Origin of the sequence: Methylorubrum zatmanii (assembly GCF_014845115.1) — a bacterium.
GTDB lineage: Bacteria > Pseudomonadota > Alphaproteobacteria > Rhizobiales > Beijerinckiaceae > Methylobacterium > Methylobacterium zatmanii.
The window spans coordinates 1-21,615 of record NZ_NKUI01000088.1 but is presented as its reverse complement, the minus strand read 5'-3'; the positions used below and the strand labels follow the sequence as shown (position 1 = coordinate 21,615).

At 70.7% G+C, this 21,615-nt stretch carries 20 protein-coding genes; 16 read left to right on the top strand and 4 right to left on the bottom strand.

The features are described from left to right. The first annotated feature begins 525 nt into the window (after positions 1–525). Complete coding sequence (gene cobF / locus MZTS_RS11765; RefSeq protein WP_192283977.1) at positions 526–1,287, top strand: precorrin-6A synthase (deacetylating); 762 nt, start codon at positions 526–528, stop codon at positions 1,285–1,287. Between the two features lie 273 nt (positions 1,288–1,560). Then, positions 1,561–2,889 (top strand): COG3904 family protein, encoded by a 1,329-nt coding sequence (locus tag MZTS_RS11760; protein WP_192283976.1) that lies wholly within the window; start codon positions 1,561–1,563, stop codon positions 2,887–2,889. Between the two features lie 158 nt (positions 2,890–3,047). On the opposite strand, the gene MZTS_RS11755 is transcribed toward MZTS_RS11760, so the two are convergent. After that, positions 3,048–3,614: a hypothetical protein gene (locus MZTS_RS11755; RefSeq protein WP_192283975.1), complete on the bottom strand. Its 567-nt coding sequence runs from the start codon at positions 3,612–3,614 to the stop codon at positions 3,048–3,050. A gap of 453 nt (positions 3,615–4,067) precedes the next feature. On the opposite strand from MZTS_RS11755, the gene MZTS_RS11750 reads away from it, so the two are divergent. The 3 genes from MZTS_RS11750 to MZTS_RS11740 all read left to right on the top strand — a co-directional run bounded on the left by MZTS_RS11750 (position 4,068) and on the right by MZTS_RS11740 (position 6,703). After that, the gene (locus MZTS_RS11750) at positions 4,068–4,757 is read left to right on the top strand and encodes a ParA family protein (RefSeq protein WP_192283974.1); all 690 of its coding nucleotides are present in this window, start codon (positions 4,068–4,070) and stop codon (positions 4,755–4,757) included. After that, a complete protein-coding gene (locus MZTS_RS11745; RefSeq protein WP_192283973.1) occupies positions 4,741–5,112 on the top strand; it encodes a ribbon-helix-helix domain-containing protein in 372 nt (123 codons plus the stop codon). The genes MZTS_RS11750 and MZTS_RS11745 overlap by 17 nt, the downstream gene beginning before the upstream one ends. 214 nt (positions 5,113–5,326) lie before the next feature. Continuing rightward, positions 5,327–6,703 (top strand): septal ring lytic transglycosylase RlpA family protein, encoded by a 1,377-nt coding sequence (locus MZTS_RS11740; protein ID WP_192283972.1) that lies wholly within the window; start codon positions 5,327–5,329, stop codon positions 6,701–6,703. A gap of 93 nt (positions 6,704–6,796) precedes the next feature. Here the strand turns inward: MZTS_RS11740 and MZTS_RS11735 are convergent, their stop codons facing one another. Both MZTS_RS11735 and MZTS_RS11730 read right to left on the bottom strand, forming a co-directional pair. After that, positions 6,797–8,680 carry a hypothetical protein gene (locus tag MZTS_RS11735; RefSeq protein WP_192283971.1) on the bottom strand — a complete coding sequence of 628 codons (1,884 nt, stop codon included), beginning with the start codon at positions 8,678–8,680 and terminating at the stop codon, positions 6,797–6,799. 134 nt (positions 8,681–8,814) lie between these two features. After that, positions 8,815–9,141, bottom strand: coding sequence for a HesB/IscA family protein (locus MZTS_RS11730; RefSeq protein ID WP_192283970.1), 327 nt, complete (start codon positions 9,139–9,141; stop codon positions 8,815–8,817). 133 nt (positions 9,142–9,274) lie between these two features. On the opposite strand from MZTS_RS11730, the gene MZTS_RS11725 reads away from it, so the two are divergent. The 9 genes from MZTS_RS11725 to MZTS_RS11685 all read left to right on the top strand — a co-directional run bounded on the left by MZTS_RS11725 (position 9,275) and on the right by MZTS_RS11685 (position 18,317). Further along, positions 9,275–10,522, top strand: coding sequence for a deoxyguanosinetriphosphate triphosphohydrolase (locus MZTS_RS11725; protein ID WP_192283969.1), 1,248 nt, complete (start codon positions 9,275–9,277; stop codon positions 10,520–10,522). 31 nt (positions 10,523–10,553) lie between these two features. Continuing rightward, positions 10,554–11,015 (top strand): acyl-CoA thioesterase, encoded by a 462-nt coding sequence (locus tag MZTS_RS11720; RefSeq protein WP_192283968.1) that lies wholly within the window; start codon positions 10,554–10,556, stop codon positions 11,013–11,015. A gap of 94 nt (positions 11,016–11,109) precedes the next feature. Continuing rightward, positions 11,110–12,867 carry an arginine--tRNA ligase gene (gene argS / locus MZTS_RS11715; protein WP_192283967.1) on the top strand — a complete coding sequence of 586 codons (1,758 nt, stop codon included), beginning with the start codon at positions 11,110–11,112 and terminating at the stop codon, positions 12,865–12,867. Positions 12,868–12,898: 31 nt separating this feature from the next. Then, positions 12,899–14,296: an SPOR domain-containing protein gene (locus MZTS_RS11710; RefSeq protein WP_192283966.1), complete on the top strand. Its 1,398-nt coding sequence runs from the start codon at positions 12,899–12,901 to the stop codon at positions 14,294–14,296. Between the two features lie 329 nt (positions 14,297–14,625). Further along, positions 14,626–15,639 (top strand): beta-N-acetylhexosaminidase, encoded by a 1,014-nt coding sequence (gene nagZ, locus MZTS_RS11705; RefSeq protein ID WP_192283965.1) that lies wholly within the window; start codon positions 14,626–14,628, stop codon positions 15,637–15,639. Positions 15,640–15,793: 154 nt separating this feature from the next. Then, positions 15,794–16,069, top strand: a complete 276-nt coding sequence (locus MZTS_RS11700) for a twin-arginine translocase TatA/TatE family subunit (RefSeq protein ID WP_192283964.1) — start codon at positions 15,794–15,796, stop codon at positions 16,067–16,069. 111 nt (positions 16,070–16,180) lie between these two features. Continuing rightward, on the top strand, positions 16,181–16,627 hold the full coding sequence (tatB, locus tag MZTS_RS11695) for a Sec-independent protein translocase protein TatB (protein ID WP_192283963.1): 447 nt from the start codon (positions 16,181–16,183) through the stop codon (positions 16,625–16,627). After that, positions 16,624–17,424, top strand: a complete 801-nt coding sequence (gene tatC, locus MZTS_RS11690; RefSeq protein ID WP_192283962.1) for a twin-arginine translocase subunit TatC — start codon at positions 16,624–16,626, stop codon at positions 17,422–17,424. The genes tatB and tatC overlap by 4 nt, the downstream gene beginning before the upstream one ends. A 182-nt stretch (positions 17,425–17,606) precedes the next feature. Further along, positions 17,607–18,317, top strand: a complete 711-nt coding sequence (locus tag MZTS_RS11685; protein ID WP_192283961.1) for a metal ABC transporter permease — start codon at positions 17,607–17,609, stop codon at positions 18,315–18,317. A 6-nt stretch (positions 18,318–18,323) separates the two neighbouring features. On the opposite strand, the gene MZTS_RS11680 is transcribed toward MZTS_RS11685, so the two are convergent. Next, positions 18,324–19,499: an MFS transporter gene (locus MZTS_RS11680; RefSeq protein ID WP_192283960.1), complete on the bottom strand. Its 1,176-nt coding sequence runs from the start codon at positions 19,497–19,499 to the stop codon at positions 18,324–18,326. 411 nt (positions 19,500–19,910) lie between these two features. Between MZTS_RS11680 and msuE the strand changes: the two genes are divergently transcribed. Both msuE and MZTS_RS11670 read left to right on the top strand, forming a co-directional pair. After that, positions 19,911–20,486, top strand: a complete 576-nt coding sequence (gene msuE / locus MZTS_RS11675; protein WP_192283959.1) for an FMN reductase — start codon at positions 19,911–19,913, stop codon at positions 20,484–20,486. A 7-nt stretch (positions 20,487–20,493) separates the two neighbouring features. After that, positions 20,494–21,471, top strand: coding sequence for an aliphatic sulfonate ABC transporter substrate-binding protein (locus MZTS_RS11670; RefSeq protein ID WP_192283958.1), 978 nt, complete (start codon positions 20,494–20,496; stop codon positions 21,469–21,471). Positions 21,472–21,615: the final 144 nt, after the last annotated feature.

The following is a 21,615-nucleotide window of genomic DNA, read 5'->3' as shown; positions in this document are numbered from 1 at the left end:
ACAGAAAACCCCGCCGTGGCCGCCACGGCGGGGTTTTCTGTTCCTATGAGCCTGCGGAACAGGGCTTTGCCCCCCGCTGGTCTGGACGAGCCGCTCAAGTACAGGCGCAACCGCCACGCGGGGCGATGCGTTCAGCCTGTCCCAAACCGGCCAGAGGCACCGAGCGTGCCCTTAAGGTTGCGTTAAGGATGTCGCGCCCGCCAAGCCTTTGGATTGTGTGAGCAACGGTGATGAAACGCACCGCGCCGTCACGCTGCATAAGGTTAGGGGTTATTTAACGGATCAAGGCGGCCGACGAGAGGCGCCGCAACGGAGTAGAGGCGATGAGCCAGCGCATCGACGACATCAAGTTCATGGCGACGATGACCTTCGTCACCCTGTTCGGCACCTGCCTGACGGCGCTGGTGGGCTGAACCCCGTCCGATCCGAGCGCTCCCCTTATCGCCCGGATCCGTTAAGAAGCCGCTTCCATCCTCCCCGTCCACGGACGGGCTTCGCCGGGAAGATCCGGCCGGGAAGCGGGCCTTGCGACACATCCACGTCATCGGCATCGGCACGGGCAATCCGGAGCACCTGACGATCCAGGGCATCCGGGCCCTCAACGCGACCGATGCGGTCTTCGCCCTCGACAAGGGAGAGGCCAAGGCCGGACTCGTCGGCCTGCGCCGCCGGATCTGCGACCTTTACATCGAGGAGCGTCCCTATCGCTTCATCGAGGCGGCGGACCCTGAGCGCGACCGTCGCCCGGCCGATTACGGCGTGGCGGTGGAGGATTGGCACGCCGCCCGCGCCGCCCTGTACGAGAGCCTGATCGCCGAGCATTTGGATGAGGGTGAGCGGGGAGCCTTCCTGGTCTGGGGCGACCCCTCCCTCTACGACAGCACCCTGCGCATCCTGGAGCGCGTGCTGGCCCGGGGCCGGGTCACCTTCACCCACGACGTGATCCCCGGCATCACCAGCGTGCAGGCCCTGGCCGCTGCCCACCGCATCCCGCTCCATCCCATCGGCGAACCGGTGCGGATCACCCCGGCTCGCCGCCTGCCGCGCGACGGGCTCGGGGCCGAGACCGGCGCCACGGTGGTGATGCTCGACGGCGACCCGCGCTTCGAGGGGCTCGATCCCGGCCTGACCATCTATTGGGGAGCCTATCTCGGCACGCCGGACGAGCTTCTCCTGGTCGGCCGCCTCGGCGAGGTCGCGGAGGAGATCCGGCGGGTGCGGGCCGAGGCGCGGGCCCGCCACGGCTGGATCATGGACACCTATCTGCTGCTGAAACCGGCTCCCTGAGGCCGGTACCGCGCCCGTCACGGGGTGCGACAGAGTGTCGGGGTGAGGAAGGTCCCTTCGCATCCGGGCCTTGGCGAAAGCGGTTTGTTCCACCCCCGGCGCGCTCAGCGGCACACGCGGCCTCCGGCCGCTTTTTTGCCCTGGCAGAGGCCTTGCTTCGCCGCCTCCGCAAGGGACATTGGTCGGGTCCGGAGCATCGTCGCACGGGGCGGCCACCGCCCTGGGCGAAGACCCTGCTCTCACGAGAACCCGAATCGTTTTTGGGGGCGAGATATGGCGGCTGGCTCGCGGCGGGCCGTGCGCGGAGTTGCCTGTGCCGCGATCATGCTGGCCTGCGCCGGCATGGCCGGTCTCTGGCGCACCGGCCTGAGCGAGACCCACCGCCCGGTCCCCGCGCGCGGCGCGGTCGATCCGCTCGGCAGCGGGCTCAAGCCCCCCATCGCCGACCCGCTCGCGACCGCGCCGGACGCGCCCGCGACCCGGATCACCCTCGGCCCCGGCGGACGCGACATCCGCCTCTCCGGCGAGCTGACGGAGGGCGCCGCCGAGCGGCTCGCCCGTCTGCTCGACGACCATGGCGCGGTCGAGCGCCTTCATCTCACCAGCGAGGGCGGGCTGGTGGATGAGGGCACGGCCATCGGCGCGCTGATCGCGGAGCGCGGCCTCGTCACCTATGTCCCGGATTACTGCGTCTCCGCCTGCACCCTGGCCTTCGTGCGCGGCCGCGAGCGATGGGTGCTGGCGGAGGCTCGGCTCGGCTTCCACGCCCCCTACGAAACCGGTCCGTTCGGCGTCGAGGTCGCGGCCGACAGCGCCCCCGAGCGGGCCGCCTACCTCGCCGCCGGCCTGACGGCGGACTTCGTGGACGCCGCCCTCGCGGTGCGGCCCGACGACCTGATGATCCCCGATGCGGAGACCCTGGTCCGGGCCGGTGTCGCCACCGGCATCGTGGCGGCCGACCGCTTTCCCGATTCCACCCTCGACGACGGCGCCGATCCGGAGCGGGCCCGCGCGGCGATCCTGCGCGACGTGCCGCTTCTGGACGAGATCGAAGCCGGGGCTCCCGGGACCGTCGCGGCCGTCGCCGCTTGGTATCTCGACGGCTACCGCCACGGCCGCTCGGAGGCGGACGCCTTCGACGGGATCCGCCGCAGGGCCGCCGATGCGATCACGCGCAGTCTCGGCGGCGCCGAACCCGCGGTGCTGGCCGATCTCGGCCGGCGGATCCTTCGGGCGACGGAGCGCGGGCATCCGGGCCGGGGACGCCTCTGCGCCGCAGCGGGAGAGGGGGTGGGCGCCGTGCTGTCGCGGCCCTGGCTTGACAAGGCGGATCTCGCCGCCGCGCGCAGGATCGTGTCGCGCGGGCTGGCGCTGCCGCCACCCGAGCGCGCCCGGCCCCTGCCGGAGGGTCCGGCCCGGCAATCCGCCGGCATCATGCCGCCCCTCGGACAGGGACGCGGCTGCTCGGCCCTGCGCAAGGCCGTCTCCGCAGCGCTGGCCCGCCCCCTGCCCGAAGCGGCGCAAGCCCTGCAGCCGCTGCTCTTCCCGGCACCACCGGCACGGTCGCGCCCGGCGCTCGAAGCCTCTGCCCAACCGCGCTAGAACCGTCCCGACGAAGCGGTCTCCCGTCCGTCGAAAGACAGCGGGCCGAAACGAACACCGAGAGCCCCCGACCCGATGCCATCGGGTCGGGTCAGTCTCCGGACCCGGCGACGCACCGTCAGGGCCGCTTCACCGCCCTTCCAATGGATTTGGCGCCTTCAATGAACTTGGCGCACGCCGCTGCGGAGATGGCGGGCGAGTTCGTGGCCGACTTCGACGGCGATCTCATCAACCAAGCGGGCCAGCGGCGGGTTGCGCAGGCCTGCCACCAACCCCTTCATGGCAGCGGCATGATCGGCGAGGCGATTGGCCTGCCGTTGCGCTTGGCTGGCTTCCGGGCCGCCGGGGTGGCGGCCCTCGGTGAGATCGAAGGCAAGCCCCTGCGTCGTCAGCCGGCCCGTGACGGGATCGCGGCCACAGCGTCCCATCAGGCGCAGCCAGCGCGGACCGTGCGGTCCGGGACGCGTGCGGAACTCCGCCTCGAACGGACACCCATCCTCACCCGCCGCCCGTAAGACGCTCTCGAGCCGGCAGGCATCCTCCGCCTCGACCGCCGCCAGAGCCTGGGCCAGAGGCGCCCCGGCCGCGGCCTCCTCCGGCACCCCCAGCAGCCGACTCAGGATCGGGGAGAGGGCGAACCGGTCGGTGCAGGGATCGTGAGCCCAGGCACCGAGGCAGAGGGCACCGGCGAAGGCGGAAGAGAGGTCGGGTTGAAAGGCCGTCATTCGGCACGACCGCCGGGATCGAGGCGCCCGATCATCGATCTGAGAAACGTAGCGTGACCTTCTGCTCCATCGGGCAGGAGGGCGTGCCACGGCAGCACGGTCTCCAAAACACACACCTCAGGTAATAAACTTGGCCAACAAATTTCTTGAGGTATGATAGACGCGCGACGCGACGGACGTAAAGCGCTTAAGTAGCGCGTTCGCTTTGACTCAATCTAAAGTAGGATTATCGCGTCGGCGGCCTGATCCCGTACCGGAACCGGCCTGCGGCTTGGAGTGCCTCACCAAACTCCCGATACCACATCGTGTCCTCTCTGGCCGCGACGGCGCAGCGGGAGTTTTGTGAGAGACACTTAACCGCCAGTTAACCATGTTGGGCGACATCCCCGATCAGGGCATCCCGGCATCACAGGACGGGATTGGCCCCGGCAGTTCGGAAACGGTGGGCCCGGTATGAAGGCGATCACGTTCGTCACGCAGAAGGGGGGCAGCGGCAAGAGCACCCTGTGCATCTCCCTCGCCGTCGCCGCGCAGGAAGCGGGCCACACGGTTTGCATCCTGGAGATGGACCGGCAGGCCACCATCTCCGACTGGCTCGACCACCGCACAGCCGACGGTCCCGAGGTGGCGCAGATCGACGCCACGCAGATCGACCTCGTGATGGAGCGGCTGGCCGAGTCGTCCTACGACTACGTGTTCATCGATACGCCCGGCGTCGATTCCAACGGCACCCTCTCGGCGATCCGCGCCGCCGACCTGTGCATCATCCCCTGCCGGCCGACGCCGGCGGACCTGCGCGCCTTCAAGCCGACGCTCGCCGCCGTCTACCGCCTGGAGAAGAAGTTCGCCTTCGTGCTGAACCAGACGCCGCCGCGCTCCTACCGGATCCGTGACGCCGCCGACGGGCTGGCGGTGCTCGGCATCCTGCCCGACGTCAACATCGTCTCCCGCACCGATCACCAGGACGCCATCGGCGTCGGCCAGGGCGTCACCGAGTACAATCCGAAGGGCCAGGCCGCGGGGGAGATCCGCCGGCTCTGGAGCTGGATCGAGCGCCGCATGCAGGCCACGAAGCCGCGGACGCGCAAGGACATGGTGAAGGAGACGCGCAAGGACGCCGGCAAGCATGTCAAGGCCGCCTAGACTCGACCTCGCCTCGATCGTCGCCTCGGCCAATCCGAACCCCAGGGGCGGTGCCGCCCCGGCGGCGAGGTCCCGCAGGACGACGGAGGCGGAGATCGTCCGCCTCGATGTCTCCGGCTCCCTGTCCGGAGCGGCACCGGTCCCGGCGCCGCCTGCGGAGCGGGGAGGGACGCTCAAGGAGCGCGCCAAGCAGATGTCGGTCTATCTGGAGCCGCCGGTCTACGACCAGCTCCGGGATCTGGCCTATGCCGAGCGCACCAAGATGCACGCCCTGATGCTGGAAGCCCTCGATCTGCTGTTCCGGCAGCGCGGCGCCCGCTCGATCGCGCAGGTTCTGGGCGAGCCCCCGCGCTGACGGATCGAGCCCGGAGCCTGCCGCTCCCCTCCTCGTTCCTTTTCCGCCTTCGCCGAACCGACGCCCCGTTCAGCCTTCCTTTACCGCGTCCGGACGATCCTCTGGGGACGGTCGGACGTCACGTCGGCCGGAGTACGGAGCGTGATCCCCGGCGGCCCCAGCTTTCCGCGGCCGGCGGGGAGCCTGTGGCGTAGGCGGGGAGCGGGCGGGCGATATGGCACATGTCTTGGCGCGGGTCAGGACGGCCCCGGAGGATCCGGCGCGGCGCGCGCTGCCGGTCCTGCGGCTGCTGGCGGTCTGCGCGGTGGCGCTGACCACCGCCAATTGCGCCAACACCCCGCAGAAGCTCGCGGGCGCCTCCTCGGGCAGCGACATCGATCCGAAATACGGGGTGCGGGCGAGCCGCCGCCTCTACAACGAGGGCGACGTGATCCCGAAGGGGGGCGGGCGGCGCTTCTCGGGAAAACCCTACGTTGTGGCGGGCAAGACCTACGTGCCCCGCGAGGATGCCCGTGGCTACGTCCGCGAGGGGCTCGCCTCTTGGTACGGCAGCGCCTTCCACGGCCGCGTCACCGCCAACGGTGAGGTGTTCGACCGCCACTCCATCGCCGCCGCGCATCCGACCCTGCCGCTGCCGAGCTATGTCCGGGTGACCAACCTCGACAACGGCTACTCGATGATGCTGCGCGTCAACGACCGCGGCCCCTATCATGCCGGGCGCCTGATGGACGTGTCCGAGGAGGCGGCCCGGGCGCTGGACTTCCACCGCAAGGGCACGGCGCGGGTGCGCGTCGAATATGCCGGCAAGGCCTCCATCGCCGGCAGCGACGACCGCAAGCTGCTCGCGACCCTGCGCACCGACGGCACCCCCGCCGCGATCGGCCGGGCCCCGATCATGATGGCCGATCTCGGCCCCTCCGACCCCGATCCCGCGCCCGAGCGTCTCGAGCGCGCCTCGCGGGCGCTCGCCTTCCGCCCGGCGGGCGAGCGCGACGACGACGCGCCGGAGGCCGCACCGGCGCCGCGCCCGTCGCGCCCCGCGCCGATCATGCTGGCGAGCGCCGCCGTCGCCGTCCCGGCGGCGGTGCAGCCGACCGCCGCCCGCGGCTCCGCCTTCCGCCCGACCGCGCCGACCTTCGCCGCATCGGCCGCCAAAACGCCGGTCAAGACGGCGCACGAGGCGCCTCGCATGGTCGCCGAAGCCGCCAAACCCGGATCCTCGGCATCGGCAAAGCACAAGGATGCGCCCCTCGCAGCGACGAAGCTGCGTCTCGCCTCCGCTTCGGGCAAGCCGACACAACCGGCACCCACGAAGGCTGCGCCGGTTCAGGTCGCCGCTCAGGCGCCAGCCAGGACGGCCTCCAAGCCGTCCGGCAAGGCCGGCGCGCACGAGTCCGCTTCGCGCATGGCGGCCATGCCGCCGGCCTCGAAACAAGCGGTCGCCAAGCTCGCCGCCGTGCCAGCCAAGTCCGCCGCAGCGCCTGCGAAGGCTGCGGCGAAGCCAGCCGCGCCCGTCACCAAGACGGCGGCCCATGGCCCGGCTCAGGCCGGCGCCAAGCCGAAGCGCTCGCAGGTGGCGGCGGCGAACTGAAAAAAGAGAGGCCATCGCGCCGAGGAAGGGCCGCCCTGGGGACAGGGTGGCCCTTTCACTTTCAGCGACCGGACTCGGTGCGGAGCGAAAACATCACTCCGCTTTGGCGTTGACCTCGAGCTTGTCGAGGACCGCCGCCGGAGTCGGGGCGGTGCTGACATCGACCATGCCGAGCCCCTCGGTGCTCTTGGCCTTGGCGCTGATCGAGAGGGTGCCGGGCTTGGCCACGAACTTGCCCATGGCCGCGCCGATCGCCTTGGCGGCGGCGGAATTCCCGAGGATCACCGGCACGCCGATCACGCTCGCGGTGACGTATTCCTTGCGCAGCTCGTCCGGCTTGAGGCTCAGCACCTTCGCCTGCGCATCGATGAAGCGTTCGAACAGGCCGCCATTCTCCAGGGTCAGGTCGAGGGCCTTGGCGGTGGCCGAGAGCATGGCGAAGCCGGAGACCGCGGCATCGGGATCGAACACCTCGGGGCCGATGCCGCCGAGCAGGGCGTTGAGGTGGAGGCGTCCCATATCCTTGCCAGAGAGCGACAATTCCTTGAAGCTCAGCTCCCGCGTGCCCTCGTTCCAGGCGGTGTCGGCCACCACGTCGAGGTCGAGATCGCGATAGCCGTAAACGGCGAGGGAGCCGAGCCCCGGCACGCTCTCGACCGCCGCGCTCGGCAGGGTGAGGCCGGTGAGCGAGAGGCGGCTCTCCGTCGGCACGCCGTCCTTGGGCGGGCCGAAGCTCATCTGGCCGCCGCGCAGGCCGACATGGAGGGGCGGCAGCACGGCCGGTGCCGGCTTCTGCGCCTTGAGCGGATCGGCGCTGGCAACCGGGGCGGGCACAGGCTTCTGCGCGAGATCGAGGCCGAGATCGGACAGGGCCAGGGTGCCGATCATGGGGGTGAGGCGGCGCAGCTCCGCCTCCTGCGCATCCGCCACCGGAGCGGCGCCCTTCTCAGGCACCGTATGGGCGGGGAGGGGAGCCTGGGCGAGCCGGCGCAGGGCGGCGACGGTCGGCGCCAGGGAGAAGCCGGTGAGGGAGAGGCGGCCGATCTTGCCCTGCATCTCCTTCGCACCGAAGCCGATCTCGCTGAGCGCGAGGCCGGCCTCGGCGCCGCCCGCATAGGCGATGCGGCCGATGGAGACGGAGAAAGGATCCTCGCCCTTCACCTCCTTCACGGTCAGGTCCGTCGCCTCCAGGCCACCGACCGAGACGGATTCGGCGAGATCGGCGAGCAGCCCGGCGACACGAGCCCGCTTGGCCGGGTCGTCGTCGGTGAGGTCGGCGGCGCTCAGGGCCTCTACCGCCCCGTTCCAGGTCGTCGGCGTCCGCCGTCCGGCGAGATCGCGGCCGGTGAGGCGGGCGATCGACACCGTGGTGCCCCGGTCGTCGATGAAGGCGATGGCCTCGACCAGCAGCGAGGCATAGAGCCGCTGGAAGCCGCCGCTCGCATCCCCGGCCTCGGTATAGAGCCGGGACAGGGCGGTCAGATCGACCTCTTCCGCGCGGATCCGGCCGTAGCTGCCGCTGCCCGCCTGCGGCGCACCCTCGACCGTGAGGGTGGCCCCGGCGGCGGTCAATTCACTGATGCGGCCGGCGCGGATCGTGCGCGCCGCCACGTCGCGATAGGTCACGATCTGGCGCCGGTCGCCGTCGCGACGCTCGACCCGCAGCTCCGGCAGGGTGAGGCTCCCGGCCTCGAGGCGCTGGAGGCGGATGGGCCAGGGCTCCTTGGCGTCGGCCTTGAAGATCGCCAGCAGGTCGTCGCGGGAGAGCCGCGTGCCGCTCACCGTGACCTTGGGCGCGGAGAACACCGTCTCGCCGAAGGTGAGGCTCAGATTGTCGAGGACGAGGTCCTGGACCGCATTGGCCGCCTCTTGCGCCACGGCCGGCGCGACCGGCGCAGGCCCCATCAACAGCGCCACCGCGCAGGCCGAGGCGAGCAGTGCCCGCATGAGGACGGGACGGCGCGTCGATGACGTCATGGCTGATCGGGTCGCAGGCTGGCGGGAGGTCGGTGGAGGGCCGTGCGTCATCCCTGCCGGTTTTCCACAGGCCTGGCAATTGCGGCTTTGCCACGCCCCGCCGGCTTCACCGGCCGGCAGGGCGCTTGCTCCCCTCAGATGGCGAAGGAGGTGCCGCAACCGCAGGAGGCGGTGGCCAGCGGGTTCTCGATCTTGAAGGACTGGCCGATCAGGTCATTCACGAAATCGATGGTCGCGCCGCCCATGTATTCGAGCGAGACCGGATCGACGAGCACGGTGGCGCCGTCGCGCTCGATCACGACATCGTCGCCCTCGCGGGCGGTGGTGATGTCGAAGGCGTAGGAAAAGCCCGAGCAGCCGCCTCCGTTGACGCTGATGCGCAGGGAGGAGCCCGGAGGCTCGGTGCCCATGATCTCGTTGATGCGCTTGGCGGCGCGGGCGGTCAGATTGATCTCGGCCATCGTGGCGCGGCCCCGTCTCGAACCGGTGTCGTGAAGAGTGAAGCATCCCGGATTGCCGTGGACGCCTGCGCTATAAGATATGAGGCGCTGAAGCCGGCCGCAACGCGGCCACGGACGGGGAAGGGTTGCGCAGGTGCGGCAGAACGGCGAGCGCTGGCGGGCGCCCTACGCCACCGATCCGGCGGCGACGCGCGGGCGGCTGATCCCCGAATCGTCCTCGCCGACCCGCAGCGACTTCCAGCGCGACCGGGACCGCATCATCCACTCCACCGCCTTCCGGCGGCTGAAGCACAAGACGCAGGTCTTCGTGCATCACGAGGGCGACCATTACCGCACCCGGCTGACCCACAGCCTGGAGGTGAGCCAGATCGCCCGCGCGCTGGCCCGGGCGCTCGGCCTCGACGAGGATCTCGCCGAGGCGCTGGCCCTCTCCCACGACCTCGGCCACACCTGTTTCGGCCATACCGGCGAGGATGCGCTCCACGCCTGCATGGCCGATCACGGCGGCTTCGACCACAACGCGCAGGCCCTGCGCATCGTCACACGGCTTGAGCGGCGCTATGCCGGCTTCGACGGCCTCAACCTGACCTGGGAGACCCTGGAGGGTCTGGTCAAGCATAACGGCCCGCTGCTCGACGCCTCCGGCGCCCCGACCCGGCGCTACGCCGACACCGGCATTCCCGCGGCGGTGCTGGAATACAACGCGGTGAACGACCTCGAACTGGCGCGCTTCGCCGGCCCCGAGGCGCAGGCGGCGGCTCTGGCCGACGACATCGCCTACGACGCCCACGACCTCGACGACGGGCTGCGGGCCGGGCTGTTCGACCTCGCCGACCTCGCCGCGGTGCCGTTCCTGAAAGGCCTGCTCGACGAAATCGACACCCTGCATCCGGGGCTCGAACCCTCGCGCAAGATTCACGAACTGGCGCGGCGGGTCATCACCCGCTTCGTGGAGGATGTGATCCGCGAGGGCGAGGGGCGGATCGCCGCCCTGGCGCCGGCCGGCGTCGCCGAGATCCGGGCGGCGCAGGCCCCCGTCATCGCCTTCTCGGCGGGAATCGCGGCGGCCGATGCCGAGATCAAGCGGTTCCTGTTCGCCCGGATGTACCGCCATCCCGAGGTGATGGCGGTGCGCGCCAAGGCCGCCGCCATCGTCGCCGACCTGTTCGCCGCCTTCCGCGCCGATCCGGGGCGGATGCCCGCCGAGTGGTCCGAGGGGCTGGCGGGAGCGGGCGAGGCCCGCGTGGCCCGGCGCATCGCCGACTACATCGCCGGCATGACCGACACCTACGCGGTGCTGGAACACGGCCGGCTGTTTCCCTCGACGCCCGACCTGCATTGGAGCCCGCCGAGCCGCGGCCTGCCGCTGACGGAGCCGTGACCCGGCGACGGGACCATCCGAGGAGCACCGCTTGAGCGCCGATCGCCACGCCCTGCGCGAGACTCGCGCCGCCTATCCCCGCCTGGTGCCGCTGACCACGCGCTGGGGCGACAACGACGTCTACGGCCATGTCAACAACGTCGTGTATTACGCCTTCTTCGATACGGCGGTGAACGGCCTGCTGGTGGAGGCGGGCGCCCTCGACATCGCCCGCTCCCCGGTGATCGGCCTCGTGGTGGAGACGGGCTGCCGCTACTTCGCCTCGCTCGCCTTTCCCGACCGGATCGCCGCCGGGGTGCGGGTGGCCCATCTCGGCCGCTCCAGCGTGCGCTACGAAATCGCGATTTTTCGCGCAGACGAGGCGGAAGCCGCCGCGCAGGGCCATTTCGTCCATGTCTACGTGGATCGGGACACCCGCCGCCCGGTGCCGCTGCCCGACAGGCTGCGGGCCGTCCTGCAGGACATGACGGGGCCGGCGGCGCAGGTGCCGTGACACCCCCGCCCGCCATTGCTATTCCGCCTCCCGACGGTTCCGGCCGCCCGGCGCCCGCGCCGGCGGCCCACACAACGACGAACACCCGAGCCCCATGAACATCTTCGCCCTCTTCGAGACGCGCGTGCGCGAGGCGCTCGAATCGCTCATCCGCTCCGGCCGGCTGCCCGAGGGGCTCGACCTGTCGCGCGTGCTGGTCGAGCCGCCGCGCGACCCCTCGCACGGCGACCTCGCCACCAACGCCGCCCTGGTGCTGGCCAAGGAGGCCAAGCAGAACCCGAAGGCGTTGGGCGAGGCCCTGGCCGAGGAGCTGCGCGGCGATCCCCGGGTGAGCGAGGCGAGCGTCGCCGGCCCCGGCTTCATCAACCTGCGGCTGGTGCCGGAGGTGTTTCACGAGGTGATCCGCGCGGCGCTCAAGGACGGCGAGGCCTATGGCCGGGCGCAGATGGGCGGCGGCCCGGTCAACATCGAGTACGTCTCCGCCAACCCGACCGGGCCGATGCATGTCGGCCACGGGCGCGGCGCGGTGTTCGGCGATGCGCTGGCCAACCTGCTCGCCGCCGCCGGCCGGCCGGTGACGCGCGAATACTACATCAACGATGCCGGCGCGCAGGTCGACGTGCTCGCCCGCTCCGCCTTCCTGCGCTACCGCGAGGCGCTCGGCGAGACCATCGCCATCCCTGAGGGCCTCTATCCGGGCGATTATCTGAAGCCGGTCGGCGCGGCACTGGCCCAGGCGCATGGCCGGGCGCTGCTCGACAAGCCGGAGGCCGAGTGGCTGCCGCTGGTGCGCCGCTTCGCCATCGACGCGATGATGGACACGATCCGCGAGGATCTCGCCGCCATCGGCATCCGCCACGACGTGTTCTTCTCGGAGGCCACCCTCCAGGGCGAGAATGGCGGCAAGGTCGCGGAGCTGCTGGAAGCGCTGCGCGCCAAGGGCCTCGTCTACGAGGGGCACCTGCCGCCGCCCAAGGGCCAGCTGCCCGACGATTGGGAGGACCGGGAGCAGACCCTGTTCCGCTCGACCCAGTTCGGCGACGACGTGGACCGGGCGCTGCTGAAGTCGGACGGCTCCTACACCTACTTCGCCTCGGACATCGCTTATCACCGCGACAAGTGGCTGCGCGGCGCCAACGAGCTGATCGACGTGCTCGGCGCCGACCATGGCGGCTACGTCAAGCGGATGCAGGCGGCAGTGAAGGCGGTCAGCGACGGCGAGGCCCGGCTCGACGTCAAGCTCTGCCAGCTCGTGCGGCTTTTGCGCGCGGGTGAGCCGGTCAAGATGTCCAAGCGCGCGGGTGAATTCATCACCCTGCGGGAAGTCATCGACGAGGTCGGCCGCGACGCGATCCGCTTCATGATGCTCTACCGCAAGAACGACGCGACCCTCGATTTCGACCTCGCCAAGGTCGTGGAGCAATCGAAGGACAACCCGGTCTTCTACGTCCAGTACGGGCATGCGCGCCGGTTCTCGGTGCTGCGCCAGGCCCGCGAGGCCCTGCCGGGCGAGGATTTCTCGCGGGAGGCGCTGCGCGCCGACGCGGACCTCTCGGTGCTGACCGATCCGGGCGAGATCGAGATGATGCGGCTCGTCGCCCAGTATCCGCGGGTGCTCGAATCAGCGGCCGCGGCGCACGAACCGCATCGAATCGCGTTCTACCTCTACGAAACGGCAAGTTCGCTGCATAGTTTCTGGAACAAGGGCAAAGACTTGCCGCAATTACGGATTGTTAATCCAACCGACAGAAAGTCCACCCGGGCCCGCTTGGCCCTCGTGGAGGCCTTAGGGGGCGTTCTCGCCTCCGGTCTCGCGGTCCTGGGTGTCTCCGCTCCCGACGAGATGCGGTGACACCGGAAGGTGTTGTTGAGAGGATGAGGCCATGACGGGACACGCATCGCGCGCGACGGTCGATTTCGACGCCTTCGAGCGCGAGCTGCGTCAGACGTCGCAGGAGGCGGGCCGGGCGCAGCCGTCGCCGCAGGCGCAGGCCAAGGGCGACCCGCTCGCCGAGCTCGCCCGCATCGTCGGCCAGGACGATCCCTTCCGCGCCCTGCTGGAAGCGCGGGAGAAGGGCTCCGCGCAGCCGGCGGCTCCGGAGCGGCGCTCGGCCGAGACCGGCCGCCCGGCGCGGGTCGAGCCGACCTTCGTGGACGCGCCGGCTCCGGCCTCGTCGCAGACCCCGGCGGACGCCTTCGACCAGTATCTCGCCTCCGTCGAGCAGGGCATGTATGCCGACGCCCCCGCCGATCCGGCCGCCTTCGCCGAGGCCGACGAGGGCTACCGCACCGGCCCGGTGGAGCGTCCGCGCAGCCGCAATCGCCTCGTCCAGGTCGGCGCCGGCCTCGCCGTGGTCGCCGTCTGCGTCGGCGGCGCGCTGGCCTGGCGCGGCACCCATGGCGGCAGCGGCGGCGGCCCGATCACCGTGCTCGCCGACAAGACCCCGCTGAAGGTGCAGCCGGCCACCACCGACGGCGTCGAGATCCCCGACCAGAACAAGCAGATCTACAACCGCAACGCCAAGGACGGTCAGATCAAGATCGTCAACCGCGAGGAGCAGCCGCTCGACGTCAGCCAGGCCGCCCGCACGGCGGCCGCGCGCAACGAGGGCACCGAGCCGGGGCAGGGCGGGGCGACCCCGGGACAGGCCGGCCTGCTGACCGATTCCCTCGGTGAGCCGCGCCGGGTCCGCACCGTCTCGGTCAAGCCGGATACGCCGGTCCACCAGCCGCCGCAGGCCGCCCCGGCCTCAAGCGTCGCGGAAGCCGCCCAGACGCCGTCCTCGCCGATCCCGACCATGACGATGCCCGACGCCTCGGACACCGCCACGCCGTCGGCGGCCGTTCCGGCGACGCCGCGCAAACCTAGCCGCACCCTGGCCTCCACCCCGGCTCCGGCGGAGGCTCCCGCCGCCGAGGCACAGCCGGAAGCGCCACGCGCCAAGGCACCGCAGCGCGTCGCCTCCGTCTCGCCGGAGACCACCGCCAGCACCGCCGCGCCGCAGCCGGCCGCCGCCTCCGCCGCCCTCACGGCTCCGGTCAGCGGCTACTCGGTCCAGCTCGGCGTGCGCGGCAGCGAGGGCGAGGCGCGGGCCGCCTTCCGCGAGATGCAGTCCAAGTACAGCCAGCTCGCCGGCAAGCCCGAGCTGATCCGGCAGGCCGAGGTGAACGGCAAGACGCTGTTCCGCGTCCGCGTCGGCCCCCTGGCCAAGACCGAAGCCTCCAGCCTGTGCAGCGCCCTGCAGGGTGCGGGCGGCCAGTGCTTCGTCGCCAAGAACTGAGTCATGAACTGAGCCGAGAGGCCGCCGGGTCGCATTGGCCCGGCGCCTCTCAGAGTCCGTTTGACGCGATCGACGGTTCGTTCCCACGCCCGTGCTCATCCTGAAGCGCCGCGCAAGCGGCCTCGCAGGAGGTCTCAAGATCTCTCGGAGATCCCTTCTCGGAGATCCCTGGAGCCCACCTTCGAGGCTCCCTTCGGTCGCGCCTCAGGATGAGGGCATGGGCGGGATGGACAAGTTCCGCCTGACGACCCCGCGGAGTCAGCGTCATGCGAAGACGGCTTCGGGAGGGGCATCCTGAAGCCGCCGCCATTTCCAGGAAGACGCCTGCCATGACTGCCGCCAGCACGCCCCGCGCCGTCATCCTCGGCTGCTCCGGCACGACGCTGACGCCGGAGGAGAGTGCCTTCTTCCGCGACCTGCGCCCCTGGGGCTTCATCCTGTTCAAGCGCAACATCGGCACGCCGGAGGAGGTGCGGGCCCTGACCGCCTCCCTGCGGGAGACCCTAGGCCGGGCGGATGCGCCGATCCTGATCGATCAGGAGGGCGGACGGGTCCAGCGCATGGGGCCGCCGCACTGGCCGAAATACCCGGCCGGCGGCCGCTTCGGCGCCCTGGGCGAGGAGGCCGTGGCGATGGCTCGCCTCGGCGCCCGGCTGATGGCCCACGATCTCGCCGAGGTCGGCATCACCGTCGATTGCGCGCCGATGCTCGACGTCCCCGTCGCCGGATCGGACAACATCGTCGGCGACCGGGCCTACGGCGCGACGCCGGAGGCGGTGACCGCCCTCGGCCGCGCCGTGGCCGAGGGGCTGATGGCGGGCGGGGTGCTGCCGGTCATCAAGCACATTCCCGGCCATGGCCGGGCGACCTGCGACAGCCATCTCGACCTGCCGGTGGTCGAAGCCGACCGGGCGAGCCTGTCGCAGAACGACTTCCGCCCTTTCCGGGCGCTGGCCGACCTGCCGCTGGCCATGAGCGCGCATGTCGTCTTCACCGCCCTCGATCCCGAGCGGCCGGCGACCCTGTCGGAGAGGGTGATCCGCGAGGTGGTGCGCGGCGAGATCGGCTTCGACGGATTGCTGATGACGGACGATCTGTCGATGCACGCGCTCCAGGGGCCGTTCCGGGCGCGGGCGGAGGCCGCCTACGGCGCCGGCATCGACGTGGTGCTCCATTGCAACGGGCGCATGGACGAGATGCGAGCCATCGCCGAGGCGGTGCCGGATCTGACGGGGCAGGCGGAACGCCGGGCCGGGGCGGCCCTGGCCCGGCTGGCGCCCCCGGAGGCGCTCGATCTGGCCGAGGCCCGCGCCCGCTTCGAGGCCGCCTTCGCGACCGCCTGAGAAGCAGGCGGAGTGCGACAAAGAAAGGCAAGGGCTGCGCGGGGTTTGCCCGCTGCGGCGCCCGGCACTGCTTGTGTTCGCGCCACTCGATCCCTAGGTTCGCCCCAATTCAAGAGGAGGCGCCGCCGGGTTTGGCGCGGCGCAGGAGGTTGCCATGGGCAGCATGAGTGTCTGGCACTGGGTGATCGTGGCGGTCGTCGTCATGCTGCTGTTCGGTCGCGGCAAGGTGTCGGAACTGATGGGTGACGTCGCCAAGGGCATCAAGGCCTTCAAGAAGGGCATGGCCGACGACGAGACCCAGCCCCCGCAGGCCACGTCGGTTCCGCCGGTGGGCCCGAACGATCCGGTGCGGACGCTGCCGCCCCAGGCCACGCCGGGTGCTGCCCCGCAGCAGACCCACGTGCCGGCCGGCGACCACAAGACGATCTGACCGGAGAGATCGGACGGGTCGCACTGCGCGGTTGAAGATCGGCGCCGGGCGAGTTAGCGCGGGCCGCGCGCCCGGCCTCGTCAGGCGCGGGCTCGTGGGACGGACGACGCGATGCTGGACATGAGCTGGGGCGAGGTGATGCTGATCGGCGGCGTCGCCCTGATCGTCATCGGACCCAAGGATCTGCCGAAGGCCCTGCGCACCCTGGGGCAGGTGACCACCAAGGTCCGGCGCATGGCCGGCGAGTTCCAGTCGCAGTTCAACGAGGCGATCCGCGAGGCGGAACTCGAGGAGGTGCGCCGCGACGTCGAGGGCATGAAGCGCAGCGTCGATGCCGCGCGCCCGGCCTTCAACCCCGTCGACACGATCCGCAACGAGATCCGCAGCGCGGTCGAGGGCCGCACCGCCTCCGGCGAGGCGGTGAAGGATGCCGGCAGCTTCGATGTGCCGCGTCCCACTCCCGACCAGCAGGCGGCGCACCTGCACGCCGCCCCGGCGCCGGCCGACGATGCCTCCCCTGCCCAAGCCAGCAAACCCGAGACAGGCCCGACTCCATGAGCGACGAGCGCGATGAGGCCGAAATCGAGGCCTCGCGGGCACCCCTTCTGGAGCACCTGATCGAATTGCGGTCGCGACTGATCAAGTCGCTGATCGCGTTCATCGTGATGTTCTTCGGCTGCTTCTTCTTCTCGAAGCAGATCTACAACGTGCTCGTGCATCCCTATGTTTCGATCGTCGGGGCGCAGAACGCCGAGCTGATCGCGACCCACTTCCTCGAGCAGGTCTTCACCAACATCAGGCTCAGCGTGTTCGGGGCGGGCTTCCTCGCGTTTCCGGTCATCGCCGCGCAGGTCTACGCCTTCGTGGCGCCCGGCCTCTACCGCAACGAGCGGCAGGCCTTCCTGCCCTATCTCGTCGCCACGCCGATCTTCTTCCTGCTCGGGGCGCTGGTCGTCTACTTCCTGGCGATGCCGCTGCTGATCCAGTTCTCGGTCTCGCTGCAGCAGATCGGGCAGCCGGGCGAGGCGACGATCAAGCTGCTGCCGAAGGTCGACGAGTATCTCTCGCTGATCATGACGCTGATCTTCGCCTTCGGCCTCGCCTTCCAGATGCCGGTGATCCTGACGCTGCTCGGCCAGATCGGCGTGATCGACGCCGCCTTCCTGCGGGAGAAGCGGCGCTATGCCATCGTGCTGGTGTTCGTGGCGGCGGCGGTGCTGACGCCGCCGGACGTGATCTCCCAGCTCTCGCTGGCGATCCCGATGCTGCTTCTCTACGAGGCCAGCGTGTTTTCCGTCGCCCGCATGGAAAAAATCCGGAAAGCGCGGCGGCGCGCCGAGGGCCTGGAAGATTGAGAGCCCTGGAACCCTCCTTCGAGGCTTCCCGCGGTCGCACCTTGGATGAGGCCGTGGGCGGGAGGCGGGCGTGGCATCTGAGTGAATTCCAAGATAACTTGCGCATCACTTTCTTGGGCGCAAGCTTGTCGACCTGCGACGCTGCCCCATACTCCTCCGGCTTGAAAACCGGAGGGAACCCCATGTTACGCACGATGCGGACCGCCATCGCGGTCGCCGCCCTGACGACGCTCGCGGGCGCGGCCCAGGCCGCGCCGGAACTGCAACGGGTGCGGGGCACCATCGAGAGCAGCGACGCCGGCTCGGTCACCATCAAGACCACCGACGGCAAGTCGGAGACGGTGCAGCTCGGCGGCGCCAAATTCGCCTGGGTGGTCAAATCGAGCCTCGACCAGATCAAGGAAGGCACCTTCATCGGCACCGCCACCAAGGGCGAGAACCCGATGACGGCGCTCGAGGTCGTGCTGTTTCCCGAGGCCATGCGCGGCACGGCGGAGGGCCATTACGCCTGGGACGCGATCCCCGACCAGACGAGCGGCGGCGGCGGCCCGGTGGTGAAGAGCTCCATGACCAACGGCACCGTGAAGACCGGTGGCGGAAGCGCCGCGGGCGGCGCGCCGAAGGTGAAGAGCTCGATGACCAACGCGACGGTGTCGAGCAATGCGGCCGGGTCCGGCAATGCCGGCGAGCGCACGCTGACCGTGACCTATGACAAGGACGGCTCGAAGACGATCGTGGTGCCGGCCAAGGCCCCGATCGTCGCCTTCGAGCAGGCCGACAAGTCGATCCTGACGCCGGGCGGAAAGATCTTCGTGGTCGCGGCCAAGGATGGCGGAAAACTCGACGGCAAGCTCGTCGCCGTCGGCAAGGACGGCCTCACCCCGCCGATGTAACCGGTCTCATGGCCGTCCCTGGCTTCCGGCCAGGGACGGCGATCGCGGCCGCGTCAAGGCCGTGGCGACGAGGCCGAAGCCCAGCAGCGAAACGAAGGCTGCCAGGGCCGGCAGCTCGGCATAGCCCGCGCCCAGCGTCAGCGCCGTGCCGCCGAGCCAGGCGCCCAGGGCATTGCCGAGATTGAAGGCGCCCTGGTTCAGGGTCGAGGCGAGGTTCGGAGCGTCGCTCGCCGCCTCCACCACCCAGACTTGGAGTGGCGAGACCAGGGCGAAGGCGAGCCCGCTCCACAGCACCAGCACCGCGAGCGCCGGCACGGGGTAGGGCGCGACCAGCGACAGCAGCGCCAGCACCGCGATCAGGCCGAGGAAGCTGCCGAGCACCGTGCGCATCAGGCTGCGGTCGGCGAGCCAGCCGCCGGCGAGGTTGCCGACCGTGAGGCCGATACCGGCCGCGAACAGCGCGCCCGTCACCTCGCCCGGCGTGAGACGGGTCACGCCGAGCAGGAATGGCGCGATGTAGGTGAAGACGGTGAAGAAGCTCACCGACGAGAGCGTCGAGACCAGCATTGGCCGCAGCACCGGCCAGCGCCCGAGCGCCCGGAATTCCTTCGCCAAGCCGCCCCGGGTCCCCGGCATGCCGCCGGGCAGCGCCAGCGCGATGGCTGAGCCCGCCGCGACTCCGATGGCGACCACCGCCCAGAAGGTCGCCCGCCAGCCCAAGGCCTGGCCGAGGGCGGTGCCGAGGGGCACGCCGAGGACGTTGGCGAGGGTGAGCCCGGCGAACATCAGCGAGACGGCCTGGGTGCGCTTCTCCTTCGGAACGAGGGCGCGGGCGACGATGGCGCCAATGCCGAAGAAGGCGCCGTGGGCGAAGGCCGTGGCGACCCGCGCGGCCATCAACGATCCGTAGCCCGGCGCCAGGGCACAGGCGAGATTGCCGAAGGTGAACACCGCCATCAGCGCGAGCAGGGCGGCCTTGCGCGGCAGCGGCGCGGTGGCCATCGCCACCAGCGGCGCGCCGATCACCACGCCGAGGGCATAGCCCGAGACGAGATGGCCCGCCTGCGGGATGGTGACGCCGAAATCGCGCGCCACCTCCGGCAACAGGCCCATGATGACGAATTCCGTGGTGCCGATGCCGAAGGAGGCGGCGGCGAGCGCGAGGATCGGCCAGGATACCATGCGGAGTCTCCGATGCGGCGCACCCGCTGCGCCGCAACATGAGGGCGCACCATGATCATCTCCGGCGAGCGCGGCACCGGAACGGGTGCGAGGCAGGTCTGCGCGCGGCACAGGGCCGCCGCCCTCATGCGGCGTTGCGGGAGGCTCAGGCGGGTTCGCGGCAGCCCGGCTGGAGCGCCGGAAAAATCTTCTCGGCACATGCCGTATGGCAATCCGGGCATTCTCCGCACCAGGAGAACAATGCAAAAACAATCCGTTGATTTGCCACGCCCGAGATCCTTAAATTTCAGAGCAACAACGTCTCCATAACGTTCCGCAATCCTGATCAAGACTTTCAAACCGAAACGCTTCGGCTGAAGCGCTCGGGCGATGATCTTGTTCTGGATTCGGTCATGCCCCGGATCTTTCGCGATGCCCGCACGGATCGTTGCCTTTTCCGGCAACACGCACCGCCCCTCCCGCACCCGCACCCTGGTCGAGGCGGTCGCCGCCGAATTGTCGCGCCTGCGCCCGATCGACCTGAAGGTCTACGACCTCGTCGATGCCGGCACCGCCATCGCGGTGGCGGGCCGCTCGGCCCTGCCGCTGCCGGCGGCGCGGATCGTGGAAGGCATCGAATCCGCCGACGCGCTGATCGTCGGCTCGCCGGTCTACAAGGGCAGCTATGCCGGCCTGTTCAAGCACCTGATCGACTTCGTCGCGCCGGAGGCCCTCGTCGGCAAGCCGGTGGTGCTGACTGCGACCGGCGGCGGTCCGCGTCACGCCCTCGTGGTCGAGCATTCCCTGCGTCCGCTCTTCGGCTTCTTCTCGGCCCAGACCGCGCCGACCTCCGTCTATGCCGGCGATGCCGAGATCGCCGAGGGCCGCATCGCCGACGAGATCGTGCGGGCCCGCGTGGCGCAGGCCGCCGCCGAACTCGCCCGCCTTCTAGACGCCGCCCAAGGCGCCGTCGCGCCCACCGCCCTTCCCGTCGCCGCCGCGCGCTGAGGCGGCGATGCTCGACCGACGCCGCCTCCTCGCCGCGGGTCTGGCCTCCGGCCTCGCCGCAGCCGGCATCCGCGCGCCTCTGGCGGCGGAGCCCGGCGTGCTGCGCATCGGCTACCAGAAGAACGGCATCCTTGCCGTCGCCCGGGAGCAGGCCGCGATCGAGGCCGCCCTGAAGGGGCAGGGCGTCGGGGTGCGCTGGGTCGAGTTCTCGTTCGGCCCGCCGCTGCTGGAAGCCTTGAGCCTCGGCGCCATCGATTTCGGCCAGACCGGTGACGCGCCGCCGATCTTCGCCCAGGCGGCCGGCGCCAACCTCGTCTACGCGGCGGCCCAGCCGCGGGGCGGCTCGGGCTCGGCGATCCTGCTGCCGAAGGGGTCGACCCTCGCGACGCTGGCCGACCTCAAGGGCAAGCGCGTGGCCTTCGCCAAGGGATCGAGCGCGCACAATCTCACCGTCGCGGCCCTGGAGAAGGCGGGCCTGAGCTACCGCGACATCACCCCCGTCCTGCTCGCCCCGGCCGACGGAGCCGCCGCCTTCGCCGGCGGGACGGTGGATGCCTGGACAGTGTGGGACCCGTATTTCGCCATCGCCGAGAACGGGGAGGGCGTGCGCATCCTGGCGCAGGCCCCGGACATCACCCCGACCAACAATTTCTTCCTGGCGAACAAGGGATTCGCCGAGGAGCGGCCCCAGGTGCTGACCACCGCCATCGCGGCCCTCGGCGAGGTCGCGCTCTGGTGCGAGGCCAACCGTCCCATCGTCGCGGCCAGCCTGTCGAAGGTGACCGGCGTGCCGCTCGCCGCCACCCGCAGGGCGGTGGACCGCATCCGGTTCGTCATCGCCCCGATGGAGGCGAGCGTGACCGGCGAGCAGCAGCACATCGCCGACCGTTTCCACCGCATCGGCGTGATCCCGCGCCCGGTGCGCGTCTCCGACATCGTCTGGACGCCGCCCGCGGCGCCAGTCCAACCACCGAAGAACGGGTAAGCCCGACCATGGCCGATTCCGCCGCGATCCGATCGCTTCCCGGCCGCGCCAGCGGCAAGGAGGCCGCGCCGCTTCAGCGCCGCCCCTTGCGCCTGCCGACCCTGCGTCTGCTGCCCTGGCTGCTGCCCACCCTCGTCATCGCCG

Coding starts and splice junctions, on each gene's coding strand:
- MZTS_RS11760 (WP_192283976.1), top strand. CDS start 1,561: ATGGCGGCTGGCTCGCGGCGGGCCGTGCGCGGAGTTGCCTGTGCCGCG.
- MZTS_RS11685 (WP_192283961.1), top strand. CDS start 17,607: ATGTTACGCACGATGCGGACCGCCATCGCGGTCGCCGCCCTGACGACG.
- tatC (WP_192283962.1), top strand. CDS start 16,624: ATGAGCGACGAGCGCGATGAGGCCGAAATCGAGGCCTCGCGGGCACCC.
- MZTS_RS11755 (WP_192283975.1), bottom strand. CDS start 3,614: ATGACGGCCTTTCAACCCGACCTCTCTTCCGCCTTCGCCGGTGCCCTC.
- MZTS_RS11735 (WP_192283971.1), bottom strand. CDS start 8,680: ATGACGTCATCGACGCGCCGTCCCGTCCTCATGCGGGCACTGCTCGCC.
- MZTS_RS11680 (WP_192283960.1), bottom strand. CDS start 19,499: ATGGTATCCTGGCCGATCCTCGCGCTCGCCGCCGCCTCCTTCGGCATC.
- MZTS_RS11700 (WP_192283964.1), top strand. CDS start 15,794: ATGGGCAGCATGAGTGTCTGGCACTGGGTGATCGTGGCGGTCGTCGTC.
- nagZ (WP_192283965.1), top strand. CDS start 14,626: ATGACTGCCGCCAGCACGCCCCGCGCCGTCATCCTCGGCTGCTCCGGC.
- argS (WP_192283967.1), top strand. CDS start 11,110: ATGAACATCTTCGCCCTCTTCGAGACGCGCGTGCGCGAGGCGCTCGAA.
- MZTS_RS11745 (WP_192283973.1), top strand. CDS start 4,741: ATGTCAAGGCCGCCTAGACTCGACCTCGCCTCGATCGTCGCCTCGGCC.
- tatB (WP_192283963.1), top strand. CDS start 16,181: ATGCTGGACATGAGCTGGGGCGAGGTGATGCTGATCGGCGGCGTCGCC.
- MZTS_RS11750 (WP_192283974.1), top strand. CDS start 4,068: ATGAAGGCGATCACGTTCGTCACGCAGAAGGGGGGCAGCGGCAAGAGC.
- MZTS_RS11740 (WP_192283972.1), top strand. CDS start 5,327: ATGGCACATGTCTTGGCGCGGGTCAGGACGGCCCCGGAGGATCCGGCG.
- MZTS_RS11730 (WP_192283970.1), bottom strand. CDS start 9,141: ATGGCCGAGATCAATCTGACCGCCCGCGCCGCCAAGCGCATCAACGAG.
- MZTS_RS11670 (WP_192283958.1), top strand. CDS start 20,494: ATGCTCGACCGACGCCGCCTCCTCGCCGCGGGTCTGGCCTCCGGCCTC.
- msuE (WP_192283959.1), top strand. CDS start 19,911: ATGCCCGCACGGATCGTTGCCTTTTCCGGCAACACGCACCGCCCCTCC.
- MZTS_RS11710 (WP_192283966.1), top strand. CDS start 12,899: ATGACGGGACACGCATCGCGCGCGACGGTCGATTTCGACGCCTTCGAG.